This window comes from Aminobacter sp. LjRoot7 (assembly GCF_964252895.1).
Classification (GTDB): Bacteria; Pseudomonadota; Alphaproteobacteria; order Rhizobiales; family Rhizobiaceae; genus Aminobacter; species Aminobacter aminovorans_B.
Genome location: NZ_CAXUPX020000012.1, coordinates 56586 through 78076 on the forward strand (window position 1 = coordinate 56586; position 21491 = coordinate 78076).

21 protein-coding genes are annotated in these 21491 nt (G+C 63.1%); 15 read left to right on the forward strand and 6 right to left on the reverse strand.

Going from position 1 to position 21491, the window contains the following annotated elements:
- Positions 1–382: 382 nt before the first annotated feature.
- The 3 genes from ACSQ3E_RS26265 to ACSQ3E_RS26275 all read left to right on the forward strand — a co-directional run bounded on the left by ACSQ3E_RS26265 (position 383) and on the right by ACSQ3E_RS26275 (position 2671).
- Positions 383–1087 carry an outer membrane protein gene (locus ACSQ3E_RS26265; RefSeq protein WP_436124909.1) on the forward strand — a complete coding sequence of 235 codons (705 nt, stop codon included), beginning with the start codon at positions 383–385 and terminating at the stop codon, positions 1085–1087.
- A gap of 132 nt (positions 1088–1219) precedes the next feature.
- The gene (locus ACSQ3E_RS26270) at positions 1220–2185 is read left to right on the forward strand and encodes a toll/interleukin-1 receptor domain-containing protein (protein ID WP_436124910.1); all 966 of its coding nucleotides are present in this window, start codon (positions 1220–1222) and stop codon (positions 2183–2185) included.
- Positions 2186–2194: 9 nt separating this feature from the next.
- Complete coding sequence (locus tag ACSQ3E_RS26275) at positions 2195–2671, forward strand: hypothetical protein (protein ID WP_436124911.1); 477 nt, start codon at positions 2195–2197, stop codon at positions 2669–2671.
- Between the two features lie 285 nt (positions 2672–2956).
- On the opposite strand, the gene ACSQ3E_RS26280 is transcribed toward ACSQ3E_RS26275, so the two are convergent.
- Positions 2957–5245: an NADP-dependent malic enzyme gene (locus ACSQ3E_RS26280; protein WP_436124912.1), complete on the reverse strand. Its 2289-nt coding sequence runs from the start codon at positions 5243–5245 to the stop codon at positions 2957–2959.
- 217 nt (positions 5246–5462) lie between these two features.
- Between ACSQ3E_RS26280 and mutS the strand changes: the two genes are divergently transcribed.
- From mutS to ACSQ3E_RS26300, 4 genes are all read left to right on the forward strand, one after another.
- Positions 5463–8111 (forward strand): DNA mismatch repair protein MutS, encoded by a 2649-nt coding sequence (mutS, locus tag ACSQ3E_RS26285; RefSeq protein WP_436124913.1) that lies wholly within the window; start codon positions 5463–5465, stop codon positions 8109–8111.
- A gap of 29 nt (positions 8112–8140) precedes the next feature.
- Positions 8141–8545, forward strand: coding sequence for a VOC family protein (locus ACSQ3E_RS26290; protein WP_436124914.1), 405 nt, complete (start codon positions 8141–8143; stop codon positions 8543–8545).
- Between the two features lie 266 nt (positions 8546–8811).
- Entirely contained in the window at positions 8812–10503 is a 1692-nt protein-coding gene (locus tag ACSQ3E_RS26295) for a hypothetical protein (protein WP_436124915.1), read from the forward strand.
- 8 nt (positions 10504–10511) lie between these two features.
- The gene (locus ACSQ3E_RS26300) at positions 10512–10634 is read left to right on the forward strand and encodes a hypothetical protein (RefSeq protein ID WP_436124916.1); all 123 of its coding nucleotides are present in this window, start codon (positions 10512–10514) and stop codon (positions 10632–10634) included.
- Here the strand turns inward: ACSQ3E_RS26300 and ACSQ3E_RS26305 are convergent.
- Entirely contained in the window at positions 10625–11827 is a 1203-nt protein-coding gene (locus ACSQ3E_RS26305; protein WP_436124917.1) for an MFS transporter, read from the reverse strand. The two genes, ACSQ3E_RS26300 and ACSQ3E_RS26305, sit on opposite strands and share 10 nt — an antisense overlap.
- 387 nt (positions 11828–12214) lie before the next feature.
- On the opposite strand from ACSQ3E_RS26305, the gene ACSQ3E_RS26310 reads away from it, so the two are divergent.
- From ACSQ3E_RS26310 to ACSQ3E_RS26320, 3 genes are all read left to right on the forward strand, one after another.
- Positions 12215–12880: a helix-turn-helix domain-containing protein gene (locus ACSQ3E_RS26310; RefSeq protein WP_436124918.1), complete on the forward strand. Its 666-nt coding sequence runs from the start codon at positions 12215–12217 to the stop codon at positions 12878–12880.
- 135 nt (positions 12881–13015) lie between these two features.
- Positions 13016–14140 carry an epoxide hydrolase family protein gene (locus ACSQ3E_RS26315; protein WP_436124919.1) on the forward strand — a complete coding sequence of 375 codons (1125 nt, stop codon included), beginning with the start codon at positions 13016–13018 and terminating at the stop codon, positions 14138–14140.
- A 106-nt stretch (positions 14141–14246) separates the two neighbouring features.
- Positions 14247–15251 carry a hypothetical protein gene (locus tag ACSQ3E_RS26320; protein WP_436124920.1) on the forward strand — a complete coding sequence of 335 codons (1005 nt, stop codon included), beginning with the start codon at positions 14247–14249 and terminating at the stop codon, positions 15249–15251.
- Positions 15252–15291: 40 nt separating this feature from the next.
- On the opposite strand, the gene ACSQ3E_RS26325 is transcribed toward ACSQ3E_RS26320, so the two are convergent.
- Complete coding sequence (locus ACSQ3E_RS26325) at positions 15292–16329, reverse strand: helix-turn-helix domain-containing protein (RefSeq protein ID WP_436124921.1); 1038 nt, start codon at positions 16327–16329, stop codon at positions 15292–15294.
- 127 nt (positions 16330–16456) lie between these two features.
- Here ACSQ3E_RS26325 and ACSQ3E_RS26330 point away from each other — a divergent pair, with 127 nt between their 5' ends.
- Entirely contained in the window at positions 16457–17515 is a 1059-nt protein-coding gene (locus ACSQ3E_RS26330; protein WP_436124922.1) for an alpha/beta hydrolase family protein, read from the forward strand.
- A 39-nt stretch (positions 17516–17554) separates the two neighbouring features.
- On the opposite strand, the gene ACSQ3E_RS26335 is transcribed toward ACSQ3E_RS26330, so the two are convergent.
- Positions 17555–18196 (reverse strand): TetR/AcrR family transcriptional regulator, encoded by a 642-nt coding sequence (locus ACSQ3E_RS26335; RefSeq protein WP_436124923.1) that lies wholly within the window; start codon positions 18194–18196, stop codon positions 17555–17557.
- A 126-nt stretch (positions 18197–18322) separates the two neighbouring features.
- On the opposite strand from ACSQ3E_RS26335, the gene ACSQ3E_RS26340 reads away from it, so the two are divergent.
- On the forward strand, positions 18323–18862 hold the full coding sequence (locus ACSQ3E_RS26340) for a GFA family protein (protein WP_436124989.1): 540 nt from the start codon (positions 18323–18325) through the stop codon (positions 18860–18862).
- The gene (locus tag ACSQ3E_RS26345) at positions 18846–19145 is read left to right on the forward strand and encodes a DUF6958 family protein (RefSeq protein ID WP_436124924.1); all 300 of its coding nucleotides are present in this window, start codon (positions 18846–18848) and stop codon (positions 19143–19145) included. Before ACSQ3E_RS26340 ends, ACSQ3E_RS26345 begins: the two co-directional genes overlap by 17 nt.
- A gap of 15 nt (positions 19146–19160) precedes the next feature.
- Here ACSQ3E_RS26345 and ACSQ3E_RS26350 read toward each other — a convergent pair whose 3' ends face one another.
- Together ACSQ3E_RS26350 and ACSQ3E_RS26355 are read right to left on the reverse strand one after the other, a co-directional pair.
- Positions 19161–19679, reverse strand: a complete 519-nt coding sequence (locus tag ACSQ3E_RS26350; protein WP_436124925.1) for a Clp protease N-terminal domain-containing protein — start codon at positions 19677–19679, stop codon at positions 19161–19163.
- A 9-nt stretch (positions 19680–19688) separates the two neighbouring features.
- The gene (locus tag ACSQ3E_RS26355) at positions 19689–19907 is read right to left on the reverse strand and encodes a hypothetical protein (RefSeq protein ID WP_436124926.1); all 219 of its coding nucleotides are present in this window, start codon (positions 19905–19907) and stop codon (positions 19689–19691) included.
- Positions 19908–20056: 149 nt separating this feature from the next.
- Between ACSQ3E_RS26355 and ACSQ3E_RS26360 the strand changes: the two genes are divergently transcribed.
- Positions 20057–20641, forward strand: coding sequence for a TetR/AcrR family transcriptional regulator (locus ACSQ3E_RS26360; protein WP_436124927.1), 585 nt, complete (start codon positions 20057–20059; stop codon positions 20639–20641).
- The gene (locus ACSQ3E_RS26365; RefSeq protein WP_436124928.1) at positions 20638–21468 is read left to right on the forward strand and encodes an EamA family transporter; all 831 of its coding nucleotides are present in this window, start codon (positions 20638–20640) and stop codon (positions 21466–21468) included. The genes ACSQ3E_RS26360 and ACSQ3E_RS26365 overlap by 4 nt, the downstream gene beginning before the upstream one ends.
- Positions 21469–21491 lie beyond the last annotated feature (23 nt).

A 21491-nucleotide genomic window follows, 5' to 3' on the forward strand; every position in this document is an offset into this window, starting at 1 on the left:
CCAGCCGCCGCAAGGCCCGGGCTTGGGGGCTCATCACCCAGCAGGAGAACCGACCTCCTGCCAGCCCGGCACCGACGCTTCCCCCCGCTGCCCGGTGCGCACCGGGGTCCCGTGGAAGATCGCAAGGAGAATGATACGGGAGGTGGTGAGGGCGTGGAGAAATGGGGGCGGCTATCCACGGTGGTTGCTGACAGATGGTGACAGGCTACATGTCCAAGCTCAGTCAACCGAAACAGACAAAGCCAGATGCATTCAAGCGCTTGCGCCCATCTTCAGCAGGGGCGGGTCATGCACTTCTCGAAATACCTGACAGAACGCGCCGTTAATATAACATCAACCACGTTCTTCTAAATAAGTGAAATATTCCGGTTTGGGGGAAATAATGAAATCGATTCTTCTTGCTACAACTTTGTTCATCGCAACTGCGGGGGCTGCCCTTGCGGCGGATGCTGTGCCTGTCGAAGCCGCGCCTGAGGTGGTGCCCACCGGCTTTGTCTGGACCGGCGGCTATGTCGGCCTGCAGGCCGGCTATCTCTGGGGGTCGACCTCGGTGGCATTTCCGGAGGAGCCGACCTTCTATTCCAACCCCGATGCTGACGGCTTTGTCGGTGGCGTCTATGCCGGCTACAATCATCAGTTCAGCAACGGCTTCATAGCGGGTATCGAAGGCGATTTCGCATTCTCGACCGCCGATGGGAATGACGTGTTCTGGGACGAAATCGGCTCGAACCCCGATGAGACCTGGACCAGCGACATCAGCTGGACGGCTGCGATCCGGGCACGGCTCGGCTATGCGATCGACCAGCGCACCATGCTGTACGCCGCCGGTGGCGTAGCTTTCGCCGGCACCGAAGCGACCGTCAGTGATCTTGGCGTCGTCAGGGAAAAGATTTCCGACACGCTTGTCGGCTGGACTGTCGGCGTGGGCGGCGAACACGCCCTTACCAACAACCTTATCGCCCGCGCCGAGTACCGCTATTCGGACTTCGGCTCAAACAGCCACACCGGTCTTCCCAGCGGCATGCTTGATACCGACCTTGAGTATCAGACCCATGAGGTCAGGCTGGGTCTGGCGTATAAGTTCTGAGCGAACCGCAGATTGTGAGAAGCCCCGGCTAAGCGCCGGGGCTTCTTTTGTTTGGGACAGGCTCAGCTCATCAACCGTTGCTCTCCACACATCAACATCAGATACTTTTCGAGACGATCTAGGAGCGATTCGGTGCCTAGCGTATTCTTTTCATATTCCCATGCCGACGAGACGTTGCGTGACGAGCTAGAGAAACAGCTATCCATGCTCAAGCGGCAGGGATTGATCGAGACTTGGCATGATCGGCGTATTGGCGCTGGGGAAGAAATCGACAAGGCAATCGATGAGCGCATCAACAGGGACGACATTATTCTCCTGCTTGTTAGCCCAGACTTCCTAGCATCCAATTATTGTTACGACATAGAGATGAAACGAGCCTTGGAACGCCATGCCGCTGGCGAGGCGATTGTCATTCCTGTCATTCTACGGCCCTGCGATTGGCATCCGGCGCCATTTGGCAAACTGAACGCCACGCCACCTGACGGAAAGCCGATCACCAAATGGGCAGACAGGGATGAAGCATTTCTCGAGGTAGCAAAAGCATTGCGCGGAGCCTTGAAGAAGCTTGGCGCTGCGACTGCCACTGACGATACAAATGCTTCTGGTAGAACGGCGCCAATTCTTCACGCGACAGCCACTCGATCGACGGGACCGCGCTCCAGTAACCTCAGGACTACCAAGGTGTTCACGGAGCGCGACCGAGATCGGTTCAAGCTAGAAACCTTTGAATACCTGGCTCGCTTCTTCGAGAACTCACTCGAAGAGCTAGGCAAGCGAAACCCCGGTATCGAAGGTAGTTTCCGACGCGTTGATGCCAACCGCTTTTTTGCAGCCGTCTATCACAATGGGGAGGCAAAGGCTCGATGCACTGTCTTTATGGGCGGCGGATTTGGCGACGGAATTTGCTATGTCAACGGCGAGTCGACTGACGGCAACTCCATGAATGAGTCGCTTCGGGTCGAGGCAGATGAACATGCCTTGTTTCTGAACAGCATGGGCATGGCCCGTTATCGCTACGGATCCGAGCAAAAACTGTCACAGGATGGGGCAGCTGAGCTCTACTGGGGATTTCTGATTGAACCGCTTCAACGAAGGTGATGCCAAAAGATGCTGAGCGTAGGCGAGTTTACCTCCGGAACGTTGAGTGACGCGCACCCGCTTGCCTTAGTGCTGCCGCGGAGGAAGTACGACGAGCCTTTTCTCGTTGGTCAGTCCGGCGATAAACGTGTCGCCGTATTCATCGGCGACAATCACGCGTTCCTCTACTTTACGTATGACACGTCGGATGATTGGTCAGGGCTCATCATCAATGGCGTCTGTATCGAGATGGATGAGACCAGTATCTTTGATCCTGATTTCGATACGGCGCCGCTAGGTTCGATTATTCGTCAAGAAACTCAGCTCTGCATTTTTGCAGCTAGCGAACGTGGCTTTAGTCGCCTGCCGGTCGTATTAGTCGACCAGCTTGCGCCGATACGTGAACGGTCTCGAGTTGGCTTCTTGCGCTGGCAAATTGTCATAGGCCAAGATATGGGGCGGAAAGTGCTGAGGACCGTCGACGTTTCTCCAAAAGCGTCCGCCTGAACGTCTCCCGGATTACTTAAGCCTCGCGATCCTTCGCACCCCCCTCTGCCCTGCCGGGCGTTCGTCGTTCGAAAAGCCAAGCAATTGGCTTTTCGTTGCCTGCGGCAACCACTCCTCACCCCCACAAGGAGGGAGATTGGCAGCTTTGGCGCCTCGCCCAATCGGCTAGCGGCGCAAGGAGGGCGGCAGCGCTAAGTCCTTCGACGGCTATGCCCTTCGCTACGGCTCAGGGCCTAAAGCCGCTCGAAAAGCCCGTTTGGGGGCTTTTCGTTCGCTGGCGCGCCCTCAAGTCCCCGCGTTATACGCCGCGATCGCCGCCATGTTGACGATGTCGGAGTCCTTGGCATTCAGCGAGACAATCTGGACCGGCTTGTTGAGGCCGACGAGAAGCGGGCCGATGACGGTGGAGCCGCCGAGTTCCTGCAGCATCTTGGTCGAGATCGCCGCCGAGTGGAACGCCGGCATGACCAGCACGTTGGCGGCGGCCGAAAGGCGGCAGAAGGGGTATTGCTGCTGCATCAGGCGGTGGTTCAAGGCGACGTCGGCGGCCATTTCGCCGTCATACTCGAAATCGACGCGGCGCTTGTCGAGGATCTTGACCGCTTCCTGGACACGCTCGGAGCGCTCGCCGGCGGGGTGGCCGAAGGTCGAGTAGGCGAGCATGGCCACGCGGGGTTCATAACCCATCCTGCGGGCGAAGTGGGCGGCTTCCTCGGCGATGTCGGCGATCTGCTCGGCATTGGGCATGTCGTGGACGGCGGTGTCGGCGACGATCACGGTGCGGCCGCGCGCCAAAACGATCGACACGCCGATGACGCGGTGGCCGGGCTTGGCGTCGATGACGCGGCGGACGTCTTCGAGCACCGTCGAGTAGTTGCGAGTGACACCCGTGACCACGCCGTCAGCATCGCCAAGGGCGACCATGCAGGCGGCGAAGTGGTTGCGGTCGTTGTTGATCAGGCGCTGGCAGTCGCGCAGCAGGTAGCCCTTGCGCTGCATGCGCTCGTAGAGGAAGTCGGCATAGATGCCGTTGCGACGCGACAGCCGCGCATTGATGATCTCGAGGCCCGGCTTGTTGAGGTCGATGCCGGCCTGCCTGGCGTTTTCCTTGATGATGTCGTCGCGGCCGAGAAGGATGGCGGTGCCGAGCTTCTGGTTCACATAGGAGACGGCGGCGCGCATGACCTGCTCCTCCTCGCCCTCGGCGAAGACGATGCGCTTGGGCTGGCGCCGGACGCGGTCGTAGATGCGCTGCAAGGTCGAGGCGATCGGGTCGCGGCGGGCGGACAGCTCGTTGGCGTATTTGTCGAGATCGAGGATCGGCCGGCCGGCGACGCCCGATTCCATGGCAGCCTTGGCAACGGCGATCGGGATCGCCGAGATCAGGCGCGGGTCGAACGGCACCGGGATGATGTAGTTGGGGCCGAATTTCGGCCGGTTGCCCTGATAGGCGGCGGCGACATCGTCGGGCACGTCCTGGCGGGCAAGCTCGGCGAGCGCGTTGGCAGCCGCGACCTTCATGGCGTCGTTGATGGTTGTGGCGCGGACATCGAGCGCACCGCGGAAGATGTAGGGGAAGCCGAGCACGTTGTTGACCTGGTTCGGATAGTCCGAACGTCCGGTCGCCATGATGGCGTCGGTGCGGATATCGGCGACCTCTTCCGGCGTGATCTCCGGATCGGGATTGGCCATGGCGAAGATGATCGGGTTCTTGGCCATGGACTGGATCATGGCCGGGGTGAGCGCGCCCTTGGCGGAGAGGCCGAAGACGATGTCAGCACCATCCATGGCGTCGGCCAGCGTGCGCGCCTCGGTCTTGACCGCATGCGCCGACTTCCACTGGTTCATGCCTTCGGTGCGACCCTGGTAGACGACGCCCTTGGTGTCGCACAAAATGACGTTGTCAGGGGTGAAGCCCATCGACTTGATGAGTTCGATGCAGGCGATGCCGGCGGAACCGGCACCATTGCAGACGAGCTTCGCCGTCTTCATGTCGCGGCCGGTGATTTCGAGCGCGTTGATCAGGCCGGCAGCCGCGATGATGGCGGTGCCGTGCTGGTCGTCGTGGAAGACGGGGATGTCCATCAGCTCGCGCAGGCGCTGCTCGATGATGAAGCACTCGGGCGCCTTGATGTCCTCGAGATTGATGCCGCCGAAGGAGGGCCCGAGGAAACGCACGCAGTTGATGAATTCGTCGGCGTCCTCGGTGTCGACCTCGAGGTCGATGGAATCGACGTCGGCGAAGCGCTTGAACAGCACCGACTTGCCTTCCATCACCGGCTTGGAGGCCAGCGCGCCGAGATTGCCGAGGCCGAGGATGGCGGTGCCGTTGGAGATGACGGCGACCATGTTGCCACGGGTGGTGTAGTCATAGGCGCGCGAGGGATCCTCGGCGATGGCCTTCACCGGAACCGCGACGCCGGGCGAATAGGCAAGCGAGAGGTCACGCTGGGTCGCCATCGGCTTGGTCGGCACGACCTCCAGCTTGCCGGGCCGGCCCATGGCGTGGAACTCGAGCGCCTCCTCCGCGGAAACGGAGGGACCGGAATTGTCGGGTTTCCTGGTAGTTGCCATGGCGAGAAGCGTTCCTGTCCCTTAAAATTTCTTTTTGTGGAGCGTTTTGGATTAAGGCTACACATCGGCGCTGTAAACCGCCAAGCAGACGAGGGAATTTCCTTTTTTCGAAGGTTCAGGCGTGAACGATCGACCGATAATCGCTGCGGAAGCTGACTTTGCGGAAGCCGGAGGGGAAACCCGGGCCGACGCCCCGGTGCATGCCGCACCGACGCCGATGATGGAACAGTATATCGAGATCAAGGCGGCGAACCCGGATTCGCTGCTGTTCTATCGCATGGGCGACTTCTACGAGCTGTTCTTCGACGACGCCGAGAAGGCCTCGCGCGCGCTTGGCATCGTGCTGACCAAGCGCGGCAAGCACCAGGGCCAGGACATCCCGATGTGCGGGGTGCCGATCCATGCTGCGGACGACTATCTGCAAAAGCTGATCGGGCAAGGCTACCGCGTCGCGGTGTGCGAGCAGATCGAGGATCCGGCCGAAGCCAAGAAGCGCGGCTCGAAGTCGGTGGTCAAGCGCGACGTGGTGCGGCTGGTGACGCCCGGCACCATCACCGAAGACAAGCTACTGGCGCCGCAGGAATCGAGTTTCCTGATGGCGCTGGGGCGGGTGAAGGGATCGGGTGAAGCCAGCCTCGCACTCGCCTGGATCGAGATCTCGACCGGTGTCTTCAGGGTCGCCGAGACGACGCCGGACAAGCTCGCCGCCGACATCTTCCGCATCGACCCGCGCGAGCTGATCGTCGCCGAGCCGGCATTCCATGACGAGGAGCTCAGGCCCACGTTCGACCTCGTCGGCCGCATCGTCAACCCGCAGCCGCCGTCGATGTTCGATTCGACCTCGGCGCCGGGGCGCATCGCCCGCTTCTACGAGGTGGCGACGCCGGACAGTTTTGGCGCGTTCTCGCGGGCAGAACTGTCGGCCATCTCGGGCGTCATCGCCTATGTCGAAAAGACCCAGAAGGCCGAGCGGCCGCCGCTGTCGCATCCCGAGCGCGAGCAGGAAGGCTCGACGCTGTTCATCGATCCGGCGACGCGCGCCAATCTCGAACTGTTGCGCACCCTGTCGGGCGGCCGCGACGGCTCGCTGTTCCGCGCCATCGACCGCACGGTGACGGGCGGCGGCGCCCGCCTGCTCGCCGACCGGCTGATGTCGCCGCTGACCGATCCGGAAGCCATCGGCGGACGGCTCGACGCGGTGTCGTTCTTCATGGGCGAAACCCGGCTTGCAGATGCGCTGAGGCTCAGCCTGAAGGGCGTCGCCGACATGCCACGCGCGCTGTCGCGGCTGGCGCTCAACCGTGGCGGCCCGCGCGATCTCGGCGCGCTGCGCTCGGGTTTTTCGGCGGCGCAGACGATTGCCGGGCTGTTCGCCAATCTGGCGGTGCCGCGTGAGCTCGCGACCGCGCTCGAAGCCATCGCTGCCCTGCCCGCAACCTTTGCCGGGCATCTCGACGCCGCCCTTGGCGAAGAGCTGCCGCTGCTCAAGCGCGACGGCGGTTTTGTCCGCGCGAACTATCATCCCGAGCTCGACGAGATGCGGGCGCTGCGCGACCAGTCGCGCCGGGTGATCGCCGGCATGGAGCGCGACCTGATCGAGGAGACGGGCATCCGCTCGCTCAAGATCCGCCACAACAACGTGCTCGGCTACTACATCGAGGTGACGGCCAACAACCAGGCAGCGCTGAACGGCAGCGACGAGGCCAAGGCGCGCTTCATCCACCGCCAGACCATGGCGAGCGCGATGCGCTTCACCACCACCGAGCTTGCCGGGCTGGAGACCAAGATCGCCAACGCCGCCGACAGGGCGCTGACCATCGAGCTCGCCGCCTTCGACGCGCTCGTCGAGGAGGCGGTCACCCACGCCGACACGATCCGCGCCGGCGCCAACGCGCTGTCGGTGCTCGACGTATCCACCGGCCTGGCGGCACTTGCGGCGGGCGAAGCCTGGTGCCGGCCGCAGGTCGACCGGAGCCTGGCCTTCGAGGTCACCGGCGGCCGCCATCCGGTCGTCGAACAGTCACTCAGGCGGACGGCCTCGGCACCCTTCGTTGCCAATGACTGCGACCTGTCGCCCGCCGCAAACGGCCGCAACGGCGCGGTCTGGCTTTTGACCGGCCCGAACATGGGCGGTAAGTCGACCTTCCTGCGCCAGAACGCGCTGATTGCCATCCTCGCCCAGATGGGTTCGTTCGTGCCGGCGGAGAGCGCCCATGTCGGCGTCGTCGACAGGCTGTTCTCCCGCGTCGGCGCCTCGGACGATCTGGCGCGCGGGCGCTCGACCTTCATGGTCGAGATGGTCGAGACCGCCGCCATCCTCAACCAGGCGAGCGAGCGTTCGCTGGTCATCCTTGACGAGATCGGCCGCGGCACCGCCACCTTCGACGGCCTGTCGATCGCCTGGGCGGCGGTCGAATATCTGCACGAGAAGAACCGCTGCCGCGCCGTCTTCGCCACCCATTTCCATGAGCTGACCGCACTTTCGGGCAAGCTCGAACGCCTGCACAACGTGACGATGCGGGTGAAAGAGTGGGAAGGCGAAGTGGTGTTCCTGCACGAGGTCGGCAAGGGTGCCGCCGACCGCTCCTACGGCGTGCAGGTCGCCCGCCTCGCCGGCCTGCCCGACGCGGTGGTGGCGCGCGCCAAGGAGGTGCTGCACCAGCTTGAGGAAGGCGAGACATCAGGCAAGGCCAACCGCCTTGTCGACGACCTGCCGCTGTTTTCCGTCGCGGTGAAACGCGAGGCGGCCAAACCCGTCGCCAACGACGCGCTGAGCGAGGCACTCAAGGGGCTGAGCCCCGACGAAATGACCCCGCGCGAGGCGCTGGACGCGCTGTACAAGCTCAAGGGGCTGGCGGGACGCTAGGCCCGAGCAGCGGCAAATCGGAGACCGGCATGCTTCACCACATCTCGCTTGGCGTCTCCGACATCGACCGCACTGCTGCCTTCTACGACGCGGCCCTAGCGCCGCTCGGCTATGTCAGGGTCTGGGAAGACCTTGTGCCCGGCGCCGACAACCAGGCCGTCGGCTACGGTGTATCAGGCGGCGGCGACAAGCTGGCACTCAAGCAGCGTAGCATCGGCCAGCGCCCGCCCGGCCCCGGCTTCCACCTCGCTTTCGCCGCTGCCGACCAGGAGGCCGTGGTGGCGTTTCACGCAGCAGCGCTTGCCCATGGTGGCACCGACAATGGCGCTCCCGGCCTGCGGGAACACTACGGGCCGAACTATTTTGCAGCGTTTGTGATTGATCCGGATGGGCATCATATCGAGGCAGGCGATAGGGAGGGCTCAGCATGCTAGGCAAACTTAAGGGCTTTGCTGGCAGCTAGGCCGATAAAGCTTGCCGGCCGTTAAGCGCCTTCGGATGTAGAGCCACCCAGCGGCGTTTCGAAAGCGGACCATGCTAAGCACAGGCGAGGTTGCATACATGCGTCAAGAAGAACCGGTTATGTCATGGCACGCGTGGCCGGCGTTTCTTTCTGACCCAATCGGTGGATTGCCCGAGAATCTGATACATCTTCGCAATGGATCATAAGAGCTTTCGTACGACCACATCGCGAGTGGCCATGGACGCCGCTGGAGGACAATCGAGCGTATTCATCAGGTCCGGCTTTGCGAAGTTCATGCGCCCGCCGACGCAGGTGCGATTTAGCAAGAACCCAATGGACATGTACCCAAAGGGAACGAAAGCGATTGCAGCCCTCATGAAGCGCCTTTCCGATACGGACGATGCGCGACTTTTGGTGATGATATGGGCTATGCACACCCTGCAGGGGAAGCGGGCAGCTCTAGCTCATAAGTATATTCGCTTCCCGATGGAGGCTTACAACGCCCAGATTGGCTCACTGTATTTCGCGCCGAAATGGGAATTGGAAACGCTGGCCTCGCTGACATTGAACACGCCAAAGAACGTGTTCCCGGCTCACATGCGTGATCCGATCGACACCGAGGAATTCAGCCACTTCGCGCACCTTCTCAATCTGGTGAAGGAAGTGGAGGACGACGACAGCCGCCAGCGCGTCAACCTCGACACCATCGCGCGCGAGTTTCATAAGTTGGGCCATAGGCAGTTTCCATGGCAGACCGGCTGGGACAACATTGCAAGCCTCTACCGGCACGTATTCATTTATGGCGATGGGCCATGTGCAAGGTATTTCGAAGATACATACGGCCTGTCTGTCTCAGATTTCGTCGGTTGCGCCTTCGCGCTTTACGTCCAGATGGGGTTTTACCCGTTTTGCCCGGCGCTTGAAGCCGTGCCCTTCGCAGTAGCAGACGGAGCTATCGCAAAGACTTTGGCAATGGTGTCGCAGGACTTGTATCGGGCTCGTGCAGAATCCCGGGCGCTATATGCAAGGTTTCGAAATTCGCTTGGCCCCATCCCCCTAGCCTACCATCCAAGCTACCTGCGAATGAAGCCTGTTATCCGGTACACGGGTGTCAAGAACCACTACATCGCCCCCTTCCCAGAGCTGGTACTGATGCGGGCGACGGTCGGATTGTATTATGACCTCATCGGGGCGAATACATCGGTGATGAACCACGCTCGCACTCGGTTCGAGGTATATGCCCGCGAAGTTATCAAGGCCTACTGCCCTGAGTTCGATCCGGAGCCTGCCATCAAATATAGACACAACAACAGTGACGCAGAAACGCCAGACGTTCTCTTGAAGCGCGCCGATCAGGTGGTGTCTGTGTTCGAGTGCAAGGCAACAAAGCTATCATTTCAGGCTCAGTATGGCGACAACCCGGCCGAAGACGCGAAGGACCAATACAAGCAGATTGCCAATGCGGTGTTTCAACTGTGGCGGTTTTTCTCACACGTCAGGCGCGGCATCATCAATGTTCTGCTGGCGGACAGCGTGAATGCCGTCGTTCTTACCATGGAGCCGTGGACACAGACCTCCAAAGAGCTACGCAAGAAGATGATTGAGGAGGCCGAGAAAATCGCGGCAGTAAAGGAGCCTGAAATGACGGAGGCCGACAAGCGCCTCCCCCTATTTGTCTCCATTAACGAACTAGAGTATTTGCTCGGGCATTCCGTCGGCGACCAAATGCTTGCGACATTCAAAGCGGCGACCGAAGATCGCTACGCGGGTTGGGGAGCTCGTGAAATCCGCCGCGACTTGGGCAACATGCCGGAGACAGTGAAGCCATACCCGTTCACCCCTGGCGCATTCTTGCCGTGGTGGGACCACGCTGCGGCGCGAGCGCGCGAGCGATTGGCCGTGGACAAGGAAATCAATGAAGAAGTGTGAGACGTGCAGTGCGAAAAGCCGTGCTGCGCAGCGGGCTGACCACCGCTGCCGTGCCCCACGACCATGCCGCCGGCGACGACGCGATCCTGGCGATCGCCTTCAAGGCGAGCGGCTTCCGGCCTCAGGCTTGATTGACGGCTCCGGTACGGCGCCGGAGGGTTGCGACGCCTACCGTCAATGTCACCGCGAACATCGTCGCCGTCACGACGATCAGCGCGCTCGACAGGGATGCAGCCGTCAGCACCGCGCTGGCAAAAATGATGCCTATCGCACTCGACGTGCGCAGCAAGGCAAACACTTCGGGCCGCCTGCGTGGTGGGGCCAGCCGGTCGAGGACGAGCGAGTAGTAGGTGCCGAGGGGCGCCAGCACCAATCCGATGAGAATGGCGCCGACGACCGTTGTCGCAAGCGACGGTCCGAGCGCGGCGAGTGCGGCGCCAAGCGTCAGGACGCACAGCAGCAAGACGACGGCCCTGCTGCTGACCATGCGGTTGCGCACGCTGACCCAGATGCCACCTGCGACCGAGGCCAGGCACAGCGGCACCGTGAACAGGATGGCCAGCGTCGGCGGGTAGCCGAATTTCAGGGCGAGTGCGACGGCTCCGATCTCGATGGCCGCGACAGTGGACGAGCCTGCGGCCGCACAGGCGAGCCACAGCAGGATGGAGGGGCTGAGCACCGAACCCTCGGCATGAGGCACGTCCTCGACATGGCTCTCGCCCGCCTGCGGCACCAGCAGGGCCGGAATGGCGCCGAGCAGCGTCAGCGCGAGCAAGGCAAAGACCGGCGAGACGGCGCCAAGGGCGGATGCCACCACCGGACCGAGCACGAAGGTCAATTCATTGAGGGTGGCGGCGATGCCGAGCGTTCGGGGCAGATGCGACGGAGGCGTGAAGTGATTGAGCAATGCGCGCAGATAGCCGAATGCCGCGCCATTGACCAAGCCGGCTACGGCCGCGAAGACGACAAGCAAGGCAAAGGGCGCCTGGTAATGTGCGCACAGGACGACGGCAGCCAGCGCGAGCGTGCGGAAGGCCACCAGCAGCCTCAGGAAGGTCGCGGCCGAGCGGTTCCGTCCGAGCCGTGTGATCGGGATGGCGCCGGCGACCTGTGCAAGGGTCATTGCCAGGATCATCGCGGCACCGCCCCGTGCATCGCCCATGACGCCCAAGGCGACGAGCGAGAACGCCACCGGCGCGGAAGCCTGGGGAACGTTCAATGTCGCCGACGAGGCAAACCAGCGGAGCAATGGCCAGCGGCTCAATGGCCTGTCGAGCGGCTCGGAAGCGATGTCGCCAGAGGGTTGGGCGCCAAGGTCGGTCATCTTGAATTTCATACCAGTGACATCATCAGGCGCGGTCCATACCCGGCAGCATGATACGCAAACCGGGGTTCCTGAAACGTCTCGGCTGTCAGCCGGCCGTTTTCAAGAAAACGCGCGAGAACTGGATGCAGGCGGCGCATGAACAGGCCCCTTGATTGGGCCGGGCCGTTCCCGGACATTCTTTCCCTTGTGGGAGAGGACGTTACCTCGCGGGCAGGAAACTAGCCGCCATGTCAGGCATGTCAAGGCGCGGCCGTCGTTCGAAACGGCTTGGGCCCACAGCTATCGGCTATGGCCCGAACGATGCCGGCTGGCTGCTGCCAGTGCACCCTTGCCTCCTCTTCCAACTCCGGCGACACTCCCCTCGCGGGGAGACTGGCGGCAGAGATGCATGAAGTCGTGACACTGGAGGGGTGGTCGTCGCCGCACGTCGAGTCGGTGACGCGGACCAGGTTTGGCAGCGGCGGCTCTGTGAAGATGCAGCCGGACGGGTGCTGGGACGTGGTCATTTTCCGGAACGCGGACACGACCACCGTGCTGCGCACCGGGCTGACCACTGCTGCCGTGACCCACGACTATGCCGCCGGCGACGAGATCCTGGCCATTGCCTTCAAGCCGAGCAGCTTCATGCCGCTGATGCCGGGCGAGGTGATGCGCGACCAGGGCGTGGTGCTGGACCTGATCGGCAAGGACCGCTTCCGGCTCGGGTCCGACGTGCTGGAGATCCCGACGCTCGATACCGTCGACGGCTTCGTGCGCAAGCTGGTGCGCAACGGCAATGTCGAGGACAACCGGGTGGTCGCGTCGATCGTCTCGGGGCATCCCATGGCGATGTCGGAGCGGACGCTGCAGCGGCATTTTCTGAAGACGACCGGCGTCACCTACAAGACCTTCACCCAGATCGAACGCGCCCAGAAGGCGCTCACGCTGTTGCAGCAGGGGCGGCCGGCGGCCGACGTCGCCTTTGCGCTTGGGTTTGCCGACCAGCCGCACATGATCCGCTCGGTCAAGGCGATCATGGGCGTCACCCCCGGGCAGGCCGCCCGCAGCTGAAACTGTCGGAAATCTTCAATCCATAAGACCCGGCCGCCGGCTAGAAAGGATGCACTTTCAACCCCGTGCACGACCTCTGATATCGCAACGATGTTCGAACGGGACCGTGCACAAAACCAAGATGGACACGCGGCAATGTCTGACATCACCCCCTTCAAGATCGCCATTCCAGAGGCCGAGCTGACAGACCTCAAGGCGCGGCTCGCCAACACGCGGCTCGCCAACGAGATTCCTGCTACAGGCTGGAGCTACGGCATGGCATCCGCTTTCGTCACCCGCGCGATCGAACGGCTGAAGAACGGCTTCGACTGGCGCGGCCAAGAGGCTGCAATCAACAGCCACCCGCAATTCGTCACCGAGATCGACGGCCAAAAAATCCATTTCCTGCATGTGAAGTCGCAGGCCGCCAATTCCGTGCCGCTGCTTCTGCTGCATGGCTGGCCGAGCTCGTTCGTCGAGTTTTTGGGCGCGATCGGGCCGCTGACCAAGGCCGGGTACGATCTCGTCATCCCCTCGCTGCCCGGCTTCGGCTTCTCCGGCCCGACGCGCGAGGCTGGCTGGAATGACGGCCGCATCGCCAGCGCCATGCTCGAGCTGATGTCGCAGCTTGGCTACCAGCGCTTCGGCGTGCAAGGCGGCGATGCCGGTGCGATCATCGCGCCCGCCATCGGCCGCGCGGCGCCGGACCGCGTCATCGGCGTACATGTCAATGCGGCGACGATGGGCTTCATTCCGCTCGGGCCTATCGAGCCGAGCGAGATCGCCACGTTCAGCGATGCCGAGAAGAGCCGCCTGCAGCGCCTGCAGCAGTTCATGGCCGAACGCTTCGGCTTCAACGCGCTGCAGTCGAGCCGGCCGCAGACGCTGGCCTATGGCATTTCGGACTCGCCGTCGGGGCTGATCGCCTGGCTGGGCGACATGTTTGCCGGCTTCGGCGACAGCCCGGATGCGGTTGAGTTGGATAAGTTCCTGACCAATGTGCTGGTCTACTGGTTCACCGGCACCGCCGCCTCGTCGATCCGGCTCTATTACGAAAACGCCCACGACCCCGAGGCCTGGTCGCCGAAGCCGAATTCGGGCGTGCCGACAGGCGTCGCCGTCTTCGCCCGCGACGAGGTCGCCATCCGCCGCTATGGCGAGGACGGCAACACCATCCTGCGCTGGACCGAACTCACCAGCGGCGGCCACTTCGCGGCGATGGAAGTGCCCGGAGTCTGGGCGGACGAGGTGGCGGCGTTCTTTGCGGGCTTGCGGCGGTAAGAAACGCGCGAGAAAAAAGCCGGTCTCAGGCAACCGCCTGGGGCCGGTTTGTTTGCACTTGCTAGAAGCAGTCGAGGATTGTTCATTGTGCCGAGCAGGGGGCAGAATGACGGAAGAGTTCGCGACGGCAGCAAGGGTGCGGGACGGGCTCGACAGGGCTCGCAACGTCGAACTCGTGTTGGACGAGCGTGGCGGCTTGGTTGGGCGATGGGCGTCAGGCGATTCTGAATTTCGGCTCGGTTGCGAACTGCGGTTTGGATTGCAGGGGAACTCCATGGCTTGCGACCGGACGCTTCGGGAAAGCCATGTTGTCCTCGGCAAGCAGTGCCGGGTGAATGTTTGTATTTCCACATGGCGAGAGGAAATCGCCTCGCCGTGGGGGCCTCTGAACTTTGCCGGCCTGCAGAAGGCGTCCGGACTTGTCTGTCATGTCGCCGTGGAGCGCATCAATTACGCTGATGCGAGGCGGCCTGCGGTCCAGGGCTTGAGCCAGGACGATCTGGACGGCATCGCTGCCTTCATCAGGCGTCCCCTGGAGGCGCTTCTTCGGCGCACAGTCGAAGAATTCCAGGATCACATCGGGAACCGTTACGCGCGGCCGGTCACCGGCAAGCTGCATTGGAACTGGCGAAACCCTGCTCCGGAAATCGCAAAGCTTCACGAAATCGGCGCGGAATTCACCTCAACATTCACCCCGGAACGCGTGACGGCGCTGCCTTTCGACAAGTATGCGCGCGACAGCAATTCTGGTTACGGCGAGCGGTTTCAGGTGAAGGATGAGCCGGACGTCCGGGTGTTCATTCATCCCGTGGATCGGGATGATCCTCGCTTCCGTTGGTGCGAGGTGGAGTTGGGCGAGATCAAAGTCCCGCTTCATGTGCAGAACTTCGCAGACGTGAATCTGAAAGAGCTTGGATTGGTGCCCATTACGCCGCTTCCCCTGCTGTCCGTTGATCTCATTTCGCACCCTTTCAGCCTTCTGCTGACACCCAAATCGAAACCGCCGGCTGCACTGACACCCGCCGCGGCGGATCGCGCGATCGAACACCTGCGCACGGCGTGGCTTATGCCCAAGCCAAGCGACTACTTCAGCGATGTCCTGATAGTCTGACCGGGGAGGTCACTGACGAGAACCGCATCCCGCACCGGCCTCAGGCAACCGGCTGGGGCCGGTTTTGTTCGCGCCAGGAGGCGGGGCTGAGCGTGGTGACGCGGCGGAACTCGCGGTTGAAGTTGGACTTGGTCTGGAAGCCGGCGTCGAGCATGGCCGATGTGACCGACATGTCGGTGTCGCGCAGCAGGCGGCAGGCTTCCGAAATCCTGATGTCGTTGATGTATTGCGAGACGTTCTTGCCGGCGAGGCGGTTGACCGCACCCGAGATCTGCCGCGCCGGCACGCCCGCGCGGCGGGCCAGCCGCGACAGGGTCAGGTTATCGTCACGATAAAGCTTCTGGTCGACCAGCAGGCGCTGGACCTGGTCGAGCACCTCGCGGTCCTGCTCGGACGGCGACGGCTCGGGTGGATTGGGCTGGGTCGTAGCTGCAGGATGGGCGCGCGAGGCGACGAAGGCGGTCAGGCCGATGAAGAACAGGCCAAGCAGATTGGCGTTGCTGGCAATGACGGCGGCGTTTTCGCCCTGCCACCTTTCGAAGGCGAGCAACACACCGAGGTCGAACAAGGCAGAGAGGCAGAGTGCGACAGCGGCGATGACCAGGGCGCGATGGGCGGCGACGGCGCTGTCGAGGCGCGCCTCAACCAGGGCGTCCGGGCCGCTGCGGCCGAGGTGCAGCACGGCGATCGCGTAGCCGACGAAGAGCACGACAAGTGCTGCGTCGATGAAAGCGGGCGCGAACAGTACGATGGCGGTCATGACCACCGGCGGCAAGGCGTGAAGCCAGCGCATGTGGCCGTCTTCCAGATCGTCGCGCTGGAGCAAGGTGCGAAAACTGAAAAGCACCAGCGGCGGCAGGCCGGCAGCCAGGATCGGCTGGATGTAGCGCGCCGCCTCGACATGGTAGCCCCAGCGCAGGCCGACGACGACCGACTGCACGGCGCAGAGGGCGACGAGAAAAAGGAAGGCCGTGTTGCCGCCGGTGGTTTCCCGAGCGCGCAGCGCCGAGACGAGAAGGATGACCAGCAGCAGGGCTGCGACAAAGGACAAGGGCACGAAGATCAAGGCGAATCCCACCGAAGAAGACGACCGATCATGGCCTGCATCGCGATCGAGCACGACCTGAATCGCGATCTAGGACGCTGATGACGGCCGATTTCGCCATTTGTGGCTCGTCTTCATTCGCAAACAGAGCGAGGTTCCCATGCTCCAGCTACTCACCACCATTCCCGCCCTCATCGGCTTCGTCTCCGCCTGCTTCGCCTCGGAAGCGGGCGTCAAAGAGGTGTCGGTAGCGCAGCCCGGCCGCGATCTTGCGGTTACGGTCTGGTATCCGGCCGGCTCCGGCGGCAAGCCGACCGTCGTCGGCGACAACAAGGTGTTCAAGGGCGCGGCAGCCAGCGTCGATGCACCTGCGGTGCCGGGCCGCCATCCGCTGGTGCTTCTGTCGCACGGCTCGGGCAGCAGCGTGAAGGCCATGGGTTGGCTCGCCACCGAGCTCGCCAAGGCTGGCTTCGTCGTTGCCGGCCCCAACCATCCGGGCACGACCAGCGGTTTTTCCACCCCGGCCGAAACGCCGAAGCTGTGGCAGCGCGCGGGCGACCTGTCGGCCGTCATCGACGCGCTGGTCAAGGATCCGGCCTGGAACAGCGTCGTCGACGCCGACAGGATCGGCGTCGTCGGCTTCTCGCTCGGCGGTGCCACGGCCATGGAGCTGTCGGGCGCTCGCGCCAATCTCGAGGCCTATGCCAGCTATTGCGACGGCTACAAGAAGTGGGACTGCGCCTGGTTTGCGAGCGGCGTCGGCTACGTCAATGACGAGAAGGTTACTGTCGACAAGGTAGACCTGCGCAGCATCGATCGGGCACGCTTCGAGCAGTCGAACCTCGACCCGCGGATCAAGACGGCGGTGCTGGCCGATCCCGGCCTTGCGCAAGCCTATGACGCCAACAGCCTGAAGCAGATCGATATCCCGATGCACTTCATCAATCTCGGCGAGGGCGACAGCATTCCGCTGGCTGTCATCTCCGACCAGTTGGCGAAGCTGACGCCGAAAGGGACATATGCGACGGTGGCAGGCGCGACGCATTTCAGCTTCCTGCCGGAATGCAAGGAAGGTGCAGCCGAACTGCTCAAGTCGTTTGGCGAGTTCGACCCGATCTGCTCTGACGAGGCCAGCCGGCCGCGCAGTGAACTGCATGCCGAGATGATCGGGCTGGTGAAGGATGCGCTGGTGCGCGACCTGATCGCTCCAGGGCAATGAGATTCCTGCCCGGCACCGGCCGACGGCAGGTGCCGGTGCTTATGCCCGATGCCTGGCGCCTGGCCCGAAGGCGGCGAGGAAGATGCGCACGCTTTCGGCGGCATGGCCGCGGCAGGCCTCGGCGGGCAGGATGGCGCTGTCGCCCAGAAGCATGGCGTCGTTGACCGGGGCGCCCATCACCAGCCAGTTGAAGAATGACGCCGCGGACTCGAGGTCGTCGGCTTCGATCTGGCCCAGCCTGCGGTAGCGCTCAAAGGCGCGCGACAGGCGGGTGATCGAGCGCTGCGGCCCGAGCGCATGCAGCGCCCTGCCGAGTTCCGGAAAGCGCTCGACCTCGCCGATGACCAGCCGCCTCAGCTGCATCAGCTCTGGCGTCATGACGATTGTCAGCTGGAGTTCGGCGAATTCCTGGAGGTAGTCGGCGATGGGACGGTCGTCCACAGGGTCGGCGACCTGCTCCTGGTGGACGTCGCCGGCAACGCCGGTGAGCCCCCTGACGACGTCGAGGAACAAAGCTTCCTTGCTGTGGAAGTGGGCATAGACCGTCTGCTTGGAAACGTCGGCGACCGCGGCGATCTCATCCATGTTGGCGCCGAGGAAACCGTTGCGGAGAAACAGTCCGGCGGCGGCATCGAGGATCGTGTCGCGTGTCCGTTCCTGGCGCGTTTTCGCAGTCTTCATCAATGCACTTCCCTGTATCGGCAGCCGCGATTTCGAGCATAAGCCGAAGTCGTTGACAAATCAAACTGGACGGTCCAGTCTAGTTTCAACATTGACCGACGAGGTGATGACATGGCTGAGAAAGACATGCGACGGGTCGCCTGCAGGTGCGGACAGGTGGCTTTCGAAGCGAGCGGCACGCCGATCGTCGGCGCAATCTGCTATTGCACCAGTTGCCAGAAGGCGGGCGGGATTTTCGCCGCGCTGCCCGACGGTGCGCCAGTGCTCGAAAGCGATGGCGGCACGAACTATACGCTCTACCGCAAGGACCGGATTCGCTGCGTGCATGGCGCCGAGCTTTTGCGCGAACATCGGCTGAGCCCGACGGCGCCAACCCGGCGCGTGGTGGCCACATGCTGCAATTCGCCGATGTTTCTCGAATTCAAGGGCGGCCACTGGCTGTCGGTCTATCGCGATCGCATCAATCCCGCCGACCGTCCGCCGGCCGAGATGCGCACGATGACAGCCGACCGCAGGCCCGGCGTCGAGTTCTCCGACAGCTTGCCGAGCTATGCCAAGCATTCCGGCCGCTTCATGTGGCGGCTTTTGACGGCCTGGGCGGCGATGGGTTTTCGCGCCCCAAAGGTGGAATACGTAAAGGGAGAGCTTGATGTCCAAGGCGGCTGAAAAGATCGAGATCCGCAACATCGTCTCGCCCAACCATGTGGTGCGCGTCGACAAGGCGAAGTACACCGCCATGCGCGACGCGCTGCTGCAAGTGCTGCCAGCGACGACGCCCGGCCTGACGGTGGCGGAGACCAAGGCTGCGGTGCTGCCGATCCTGTCCGAGGAGCTGTTTCCCGGCGGCGACAAGGCCGGCTGGTGGCTGAAGGCAGCCCAACTCGACCTCGAAGCGCAAGGCATCATCCAGCGCGAGGCGACAAAGCCGCTCAGGCTTCATCGGGCTTAAAGAGCACGTCCCGGCTCAGGGGCGCGCATCAGCCCTCGCGACGGCTTCGGCAGCGGATTTGAGCTGGCCGAGATCGACACCCATCGCCCGCAAAGCGCGGGCGGCAACGCCGTGCGGCATGGCGGCAAGGATGGCGACGACATGCGCGCCGAGCAGCGGGCCGTGCTGGCTCCGGCTTGCCGCCAGCGCCTGCATGACCTCTTGCCCGGAAGCTGACGCGTTGAATGCGCCCGGCCTGGCGGCCAGTTGCTCCTGCCCGGCCGCTGCAGCCAATGGCGAACCGATGTCCAGCCCAATGGCGGCAAGGGCGTCGCCATACTGGCGGGAAATGGCATGCTTCAGCGCTGCTGGGTCCGCGCCGACCTCTTCGAAAGCGCGGCGCGCCGTGCCGTCGGGCAGGTCGAGTGCGGCGAGCAGGAAGTGCTCGGCGCCGGGCTCGCGCTGCTGGTCCCGCAGCGCGTGCTGCTCCGCGCCGGTGCATAGCGTGCCGATCGTGCCCATGTCGTTGAAACGCGCCTTGATGCGGCTGAACATGCATGTCTCCTAGGTAGCCGGCCCATCGCCGATGTCGGAAAGGCGCTTGTGCGCCGCCTGCTTGCTGACGCCGAGCGCCTGGGCGATCCGCGCCCATGACCAGCCCTGCCCGAGCGCCGACCTGACCGCGCGCTGTTCGAGCGTGTCGGCCAGCCGCCGCAAGGCAACAACCGCCGCCAAGGCCTCTTCGGGATCGTCGGGCAAATGCAGGGCGTTCAGGTCAATCATTCGTCAACATTAGTTGACGCTTTTTCGTCTGTCAACAAAGGTTGACGCTCAAAGCTAACGGCAAGGCGAAGCATCTTTTGCATTGACGGATAGCCTCGCTAGCGCAATGATACAGACCTGTCTCACCCCTAAGGTGAAGAGGCCTGCAAATGCCAACACCCTACGGCAATCGCGAGAAGCGCCAGCACATACTGGAAACGGCCTATAGGCTGTTCAAGCGCGACGGCTTTCACGCCACCGGCATCGACAGGATCATTGCCCAGGCTGATGTGGCCAAGATGACGATGTACCGTCACTTTCCCAGCAAGGACGGCCTCATCGTCGAAGTGCTCGACTGGCGGATGGAGCGCTTCGAGCGCCAGCTTGACCAACTCGCAGAGGCCGGCGGCACGCCTGAAGACAAGATCGACAGGATCTTCGACTGGTATGGCCGCTGGTTCCAGAGTTCCGATTTTCATGGGTGCCTGTTTGCCCATGCGCTGGCGGAGTATGGCGACCCCGCGCATGCGGTGTTCAAGGCTGCCACCGGCCAGAAGAACAGCCTGAAACGGCGCATCCACGAGATTGTCGCAGAGGCGTTGCCTGACGGGCGCGCCGGAACCGTGGCAGCCGCACTGCTCATGCTGATCGAAGGCGCAACGCTTCTGGCACAAATGGGGCAAGGCGAAATCGCCATCCGGGATGCCCGGAAAGCGGCGTTGGGCTTTTTTGCCCAGTCGACAGCGCCGTCATGAGCGCGGTCGTCATCGGGCTCGCGCTGTTCGCCGCCATCCTGCACGCGACCTGGAACGCGTTCCTACGCACCGGCACAGACAGGCTGTGGACCATCACAGTGATGAGCTTTGCCGGCACAATTATCGCGCTGCCGTTTGCCCTCGCCTATCCAATGCCGGCGTCTTCGGCATGGGTCTACATCGTGCTCTCCGCATGCCTTCAGGTCGGCTACAGCGTCTTTCTGGTCGCCGCCTACAGATATGGCGAGCTCGGGCAGGTCTACCCCATCGTCCGCGGCTCGGTGCCGTTGCTGGTGACCCTCGGCGGACTGATGTTCGCCGGCGAGCACCTCGTCGTGCTGCAAATGCTGGGTGTCGCGCTGGTGGCAACGGGCATCATCAGCCTGTCATTCGGCAAGGGAAGAGCCGGCATTTCGTCGATCCTACTGGCATTGGCGACCGGCGCGATCATCGCCAGCTACGCGACGGTCGATGCAATCGGCGTGCGCCTTGCCGGCCATAGCGGCACCTATACAGCCTGGGTGCTGCTCCTCTACGGCCTGCTGCTGCCTGTGGCCTTCGTGCTGACGCGCGGCAGGCTGGTTATCGATCTTCGATCTCCGGAAACGTGGAAGGCGCTGGCGGGTGGGGTCATCGCCCTCGTCGCTTATGCCGTGGTGGTGGCGGCGTTCGCAATTGGGCCGGCCGGTCCGATCACTGCGTTGCGCGAGACAAGCGTGGTGTTTGCGGTGCTGATCGGCTGGCTGTTTCTCGGAGAGACACTGACAGTGCGGCGCATCATTGCATGCGCCGTCGTCGCTGCCGGCGCCATTTGCCTCGGCGCTTGATCGGCAGACAGTCGCGGCATCAG